Source organism: Methylopila musalis, assembly GCF_042679725.1.
In the GTDB taxonomy this organism is placed as follows: domain Bacteria; phylum Pseudomonadota; class Alphaproteobacteria; order Rhizobiales; family Methylopilaceae; genus Methylopila; species Methylopila musalis.
On the sequence record NZ_JBHTMX010000167.1, the window covers coordinates 1 to 6,286 of the forward strand.

Genomic DNA, 6,286 nt, shown 5'->3' on the forward strand with positions numbered 1-6,286 from the left:
CCTGCCCCGCGAGCGCGACGAACTCCGGCGGCAGCGCGTGGTCCGGGTCCGGCGCGCGGCGGGGCGCCACCGCGGCGCGGTCGAACGCGGCCGTCCGCTCCGTACGGGCTTTCGCCTTGAACGCGCGCGCCAACTGCGCCATGCGAGGAACCGCCCCCGCCGATCGAACGGCCCCCCGCCGTTCACCCTCGGCTCATTCTCCGACAGTAGAATCGCCTGACGCGAGGAGTCGTGTCGGATGCAACTTTGGAGAGTCGTGCTCGGCCTGTGTGTGGCGGCGAACCTCGCCGCCCTCGCCCCAGCTGCGGCCGACACGGTGGCGATCCCGCGCTTCAGCGATCCCAAGGCCCGGCTGGAGAAGCCGGACCTTCCCGCCGGCCGGGTGATCAAATGGGCGACCGGCGACGACTATCCGCCGTTCCACTACACCGACTCCGACGGCCAGCCGGTGGGCTTCGCGGTCGATCTCGCCCGCGCCGTCTGCGCCGAGCTGTCGGTCACCTGCACGCTTCAGGCCTGGCGCTGGGACGCGCTGATGGACACGATCGAGCGCCGGCAGGCGGACGTGATCCTCGCCATGGCGCGGCCGACGCCCGACCTGCGCAAGCGCTTCGCCGTGACCGAGCGCCTGCACCAGACGCCGGCGCGCTTCGTGGCCCGCAAAGACAAGGCGCTGACCGGCGCGACGCCCGAGACGCTGGAGGGCCGCTCCGTGGCGGTGGCGGAAGGCTCCGCCCACGAGGCGTTCCTGAAGGCCTTCTTCCCCAAGGCCGAGCTCAAGCCCTTCCCCACCGCCGAGGCGGCCCGCGCGGCGGTGAAGGACGGCGCGGCCGACGCCGCCTTCGGCGACGGCGTGGCGCTGGCGCTGTGGCTCAACGGCGAGGGCTCCGCCGACTGCTGCGGCTTCGTGGGCGGCCCGTTCGTGGAGACGCGCTATTTCGGCGAGGGCGTCGGCGCCCTGCTCCGCCCCGACGACGACCGCCTGCGCGCCGCCATCGACTACGCGCTGCAGCGGCTGGACGAGAACGGCGTCTACGCGGAAATCTACCTGCGGCATTTCCCCGTCGGGCTGTGGTGAGCGCTTAGGCCTCAGACGGACCGAGGCGCCTCCCCTAGCCTCCGTCATGCCCGCGCCTTCGCGCGGGTATCCACGACTTACCCTTCGGCGGACGCTCGGCGAAAAGTCGTGGATGCCCGAGACAAGCTCGGGCATGACGGCAGGGGTGTCGTCCCGCAGGGGTGTCCTGCCCGCCGGGCTGCGGCGACACGGGGCGTCCGCGAGCCTCATTGACGCCCCGAACGCCCCTTCATAGGTTGCGCCTCTTCCGTGTCCCGACCGTGTGAGCCGATGACCGCCTCAGACCTCGCCGAATTCGCCCAGTCCTCGGCCGCCTGGCCGTTCGAGGAGGCGCGCAAGATCGTCGAGCGGCTGAAGCGCAAACCGAAGGACGGCCCGGTGCTGTTCGAGACCGGCTACGGCCCGTCCGGCCTGCCGCACATCGGCACCTTCGGCGAGGTGGCCCGCACCACCATGGTGCGCCACGCCTTCCGCACGCTGACCGAGGACCGGATCCCGACCCGGCTGCTGTGCTTCTCCGACGACATGGACGGCATGCGCAAGGTGCCGGACAACGTGCCGGACCCGGCCGCGCTGACGCCCTACCTGCAGATGCCGCTGACCTCGGTGCCGAACCCGTTCGGCGGCGACTATGCAAGCTTCGGCCACCACAACAACGCCATGCTGCGGCGGTTCCTCGACACGTTCGGCTTCGACTACGAGTTCGCCTCCGCCACCGAATACTACCGCTCAGGCAAGCTCGACGCCGTGCTGCTGAGGGCGGCGGAGCGTTACGACGAGATCATGGCGGTGATGCTGCCGACGCTGGGCGAGGAGCGGCGCGCGACCTATTCGCCGTTTCTGCCGATCTCGCCCGTGAGCGGCCGCGTGCTCTACGTGCCGCTGAAGGAGGTGAACGCCCGGGACGGGACCATCACCTTCACCGACGAGGACGGCGTGGACAAGACGCTGCCCGTGACCGGCGGCGAGGTGAAGCTGCAGTGGAAGCCCGATTTCGGCGCCCGCTGGGCCGCGCTCGACGCCGATTTCGAGATGTTCGGCAAGGACCACCAGACCAACGCGCCGATCTACGACCGGATCTGCGAGATCCTGGGCGGCGTCGCGCCGGAGCACTTCGTCTACGAGCTGTTCCTCGACGAGAACGGCCAGAAGATCTCCAAGTCCAAGGGCAACGGCCTCACCATCGACGAGTGGCTGACTTACGCCAGCCCGGAGAGTCTCGCGCTCTACATGTTCCAGTCGCCCCGCTCGGCTAAGAAGCTGCATTTCGACGTCATTCCGAAGGCGGTCGACGAGTATTACAACTTCCTCTCCCGCTACGCGGCGCAGGACGTGAAGACGCAGCTCGGCAATCCGGTGTGGCACATCCATTCCGGCGAGCCGCCGGCCGACGACATGCCGGTGTCCTTCGGCCTGCTGCTGAAGCTCGCCTCCGCCGCCAACGCCGAGGACAAGGCGGTGCTGTGGCGCATGATCCGGCGCTACGCCCCCGGCGTGACCGCGGAGACCCATCCCGATCTCGACCGGCTGGCGGGCTACGCCGTGCGCTACTTCATCGACCGGGTGAAGCCGCGCCGGGCCTTCCGCCTCGCCGACGAGGTGGAGGCGCAAGCGCTCGCCCAGCTCGACGCCGGCCTCGCGGCGCTCGCCCCCGACGCCGACACCGCCGCGATCCAGGACGTGGTGCTGGACGTCGCCCGCCCGATCGAGCGCTACCAGGACAAGAAGCGCAAGGGTCCGGACGGCGGCCCCGGCGTGTCCTTCGCCTGGTTCAGCGCGCTCTACGAGCTGCTGCTCGGCGAAAAGGAAGGCCCGCGCTTCGGAACCTTCGTGGCGGCCTATGGCGTTGACGAGACGCGCGCCCTGATCCGGCGCGCGCTCGCCGGCGAACTGGCGCAGGCGGCCTGAGCGGGGAGATCGGTCCATGTCCTACGGTTCCTCCGGTGGCGTCTCCCGCTTCCTCGGCGGCTCGCCGCTCGGCGTGCTGCTGCGGCTCGTGGCGCTCTGCGTCGTGGTCGGGCTGATCCTCGACCAGCTCGATCTCGACGTGTTCCGGCTGCTGGACTACGCGCTCGACGTGATCCGCGACCTGTTCGCCAACAGCGCCGACCTGATCCGCGCGCTGCTGCGCTGGCTGATGATCGGCGCCGCGGTGGTCATCCCGGTCTGGATCGTGCTGCGGCTGCTCAAGGTCGGCTCGGGGCGGAGCTGATGCGGCGAAGGCTGCCCGGGCGCCAGGGGGGATGATTCTCTCCGGCGCGACACCCTCCCCCGTCATGCCCGCCGCATGGCGGGCATCCACGACTGTCCGCCGCGCCGCACGTCGACCTCGCAAGTCGTGAATGCCCGAGGACCAAGCTCGGGCATGACGGACATGGCGGTGTTCGCCCGCACCAGCACGCTTCGCCCATAGAAAAGCCGCCCGCGGATCACACGGACGGCCTCGTCATAGTCGCGCCCATAGCCCGGCCCTCAGTTGCGCCCCCTCCCTGTCATGCCTGCCGCATGGCGGGCATCCACGACTGTCTCCGCGCCGCACGTCGGCCTCGCAAGTCGTGGATGCCCGAGACAAGCTCGGGCATGACGGTGGGTGAGCCTCGGCGCCACATGTGTCGCGACGTCGCCCATAACAAAGCCGTCCGCGGATGGCGGACAGCCTCGTCATCGTCGCGCCCGTAGCCCTGCCCTCAGCTGCGACCCGCGCCATCCCCTCCCCGTCATGCCCGCCGCATGGCGGGCATCCACGACTGCCCGCCGCGCCGCACGTCGGCCTCGCAAGTCGTGGATGCCCGAGACAAGCTCGGGCATGACGGATATGGCGACGTTCGCCCGCACCAGCACGCGTCGCCCATAAAAAACCGCCCGCGGATCACGCGGACGGCCTTCCTTCACGCAAAGACACCCAAGCCTCAGGCGCGGGCTTCGATCTGCGCCACGTTCTTGCGCACCGCGTCCTGCACCTTCTCGAAGGCGCGCACCTCGATCTGGCGCACGCGCTCGCGGCTGACGCCGAACTCGGAGGACAGCTCCTCCAGCGTCAACGGCTCGTCGGCGAGGCGGCGCGCCTCGAAGATGCGGCGCTCGCGGTCGTTCAGCACGGTGAGCGCGCCCGACAGCGCCTTGCGGCGGTTGTCCAGCTCCTCGTTCTCGGCGAGGCGGCTTTCCTGGCTGTCGCTGTCGTCCACCAGCCAGTCCTGCCACTCGGACGAGCCCTCGTCCTCGCGCAGCGGCGCGTTGAGCGAAGCGTCGCCGCCGAGACGGCGGTTCATGTCGATCACGTCCTGCTCGCCGACGCCGAGCTTGGTGGCGATCTGCTTCACCTGATCGGGCTTCAGGTCGCCGTCCTCGAGCGCCGAGATCTGGCTCTTGGCCTTGCGCAGGTTGAAGAACAGCTTCTTCTGGTTCGCGGTGGTGCCCATCTTCACCAGCGACCACGAGCGCAGGATGTACTCCTGGATCGAGGCGCGGATCCACCACATGGCGTAGGTGGCGAGGCGGAAGCCCTTGTCCGGCTCGAACCGCTTCACCGCCTGCATCAGGCCCACATTGCCCTCCGACACCACCTCGCCGATCGGCAGGCCGTAGCCGCGATAGCCCATAGCGATCTTGGCCACGAGCCTGAGATGGCTGGTGACGAGCCGGTGCGCCGCGTCGCGGTCGCCATGCTCGCGCCAACGCTTGGCGAGCATGTACTCCTCCTGCGGCTCGAGCATGGGGAACTTGCGGATCTCGTCGAGATACTTCGACAGACCCGAATCGCTGACAAGAAGGGGCAAGGCGGCCGAAGCCATGGGCGTCTCCTTCGACTCTGGGCCCCCGGTTTCGGCAGGCCCGGCCGCGACCGCGCGTCACGCGCCGATCGCATCGTGTGAGACAGTAACGCGCCAGCGCGGCGGAATGGTGTCAATTTCCATTCACGCTGACGTGCGCTTATGCATGGCTCACTGGGTTTCCAGCGCAGATATCATGCGTGCGAGGTCGTCCGGCAAGGGGCTCTCGAAATGAAGCTCCTCGCCCGTGACCGGGTGGGCGAAGCCGAGCTCGGCGGCGTGCAGCGCCTGCCGGCCGAGCGCCGTCAGCGCCTCGCGCCCCTCCTCCGACAGCCGGGCCGCCTTGGTGCGGTGCGAGGCGCCGTAGACCATGTCGCCCAGCAGCGGATGGCCGAGCGTCGCCATGTGCACGCGGATCTGGTGGGTGCGGCCGGTCTCCAGCCGGCACTCCACCAGGCTCGCGCCCGCCGCCTCGAACCGCTCCAGCGCCTCCCAGTGGGTGATGGCCTCGCGCCCGTCCGCCCGGACGGCGATCTTCTCGCGGTTGCGCTCGGACCGGCCGAGAGGCGCGTCCACCGTGCCCCGGGGCCGGGACAGAAGGCCCCAGACCAGCGCCCGGTAGGAGCGGACCAGCGGGCCGGTGCGGCCGTGATCGGCGAACTGGGCGCTCAGGCCGCGATGGGCGGCGTCGTGCTTGGCCACCACCAGCAGGCCGGAGGTGTCCTTGTCGAGCCGGTGGACGATGCCCGGCCGGGCGACGCCCCCGACGCCCGACAGGCTCGCGCCGCAGTGGTTGATCAGCGCGTTGACGAGCGTGCCGTCGGCGTGGCCGGCGGCCGGATGCACAACGAGCCCCGCCGGCTTGTCGATGACGATGAGATGGGCGTCCTCGAACACCACCGCGAGCGGAATGTCCTGCCCCACAGGTTCGGCCGGCGCCGGCGGCGGGGCCGCCACCACATAGGTCTCGCCCGCGTTGACCCGCGCGGAGGGGTCCACTAGCGTCCGCCCGTCCGCGGAGACCGCGCCCTCGCGCATCAGCGCCTGGAGCCGGGCGCGGGAGAATTCGGGCAGGCGCGCCGCCAGAAACCGGTCCAGCCGTTGCCCCGCGTCGTCGGGGCCGGCGGGCACGGCGACGGCGCGCGGATCATCGGAAAGCGAAAAGGCGGATGACATGACGGCGCTCGGGGGGCCCAACGGCCCGGTTGCGGACGAGGTCGCGGAAGAGGACGATCCCCGGATCGCGCAGGTCTATCGGCGGCTGCGGAAGCTGTTCCTGATCGGCGGGCTGACCATGGGCGTCGGCTTCCTCGCCGTCATGTCGGCGATCGTCTACCGGGTCGTCAAGTCGAAGCAGGCGGAGACGGGCCCCGCCCACGCCGCGCTCGCCCTGCCCGCCGGCGCGCGGGTGCTCGGCGTCGCCGCCGACGCCGGCCGG

At 70.4% G+C, this 6,286-nt stretch carries 6 protein-coding genes; 4 read left to right on the top strand and 2 right to left on the bottom strand.

Annotated features, from left to right (window positions below; translation table 11 throughout):
• The first annotated feature begins 238 nt into the window (after positions 1 to 238).
• The 3 genes from ACFQ4O_RS13915 to ACFQ4O_RS13925 all read left to right on the top strand — a co-directional run bounded on the left by ACFQ4O_RS13915 (position 239) and on the right by ACFQ4O_RS13925 (position 3,290).
• Positions 239 to 1,078, top strand: coding sequence for a transporter substrate-binding domain-containing protein (locus tag ACFQ4O_RS13915; protein WP_378776340.1), 840 nt, complete (start codon positions 239 to 241; stop codon positions 1,076 to 1,078).
• Positions 1,079 to 1,348: 270 nt separating this feature from the next.
• Complete coding sequence (locus tag ACFQ4O_RS13920; protein WP_378776342.1) at positions 1,349 to 2,986, top strand: lysine--tRNA ligase; 1,638 nt, start codon at positions 1,349 to 1,351, stop codon at positions 2,984 to 2,986.
• A 16-nt stretch (positions 2,987 to 3,002) separates the two neighbouring features.
• Entirely contained in the window at positions 3,003 to 3,290 is a 288-nt protein-coding gene (locus ACFQ4O_RS13925; protein WP_378776344.1) for a DUF6460 domain-containing protein, read from the top strand.
• Between the two features lie 697 nt (positions 3,291 to 3,987).
• On the opposite strand, the gene rpoH is transcribed toward ACFQ4O_RS13925, so the two are convergent.
• Both rpoH and ACFQ4O_RS13935 read right to left on the bottom strand, forming a co-directional pair.
• A complete protein-coding gene (gene rpoH / locus ACFQ4O_RS13930) occupies positions 3,988 to 4,869 on the bottom strand; it encodes an RNA polymerase sigma factor RpoH (protein ID WP_378776346.1) in 882 nt (293 codons plus the stop codon).
• Between the two features lie 150 nt (positions 4,870 to 5,019).
• Positions 5,020 to 6,024, bottom strand: coding sequence for an RluA family pseudouridine synthase (locus tag ACFQ4O_RS13935; protein ID WP_378776348.1), 1,005 nt, complete (start codon positions 6,022 to 6,024; stop codon positions 5,020 to 5,022).
• On the opposite strand from ACFQ4O_RS13935, the gene ACFQ4O_RS13940 reads away from it, so the two are divergent.
• The coding region (locus ACFQ4O_RS13940) for a hypothetical protein (protein WP_378776350.1) at positions 6,023 to 6,286 on the top strand (264 nt) is incomplete at its 3' end. The genes ACFQ4O_RS13935 and ACFQ4O_RS13940 overlap by 2 nt on opposite strands.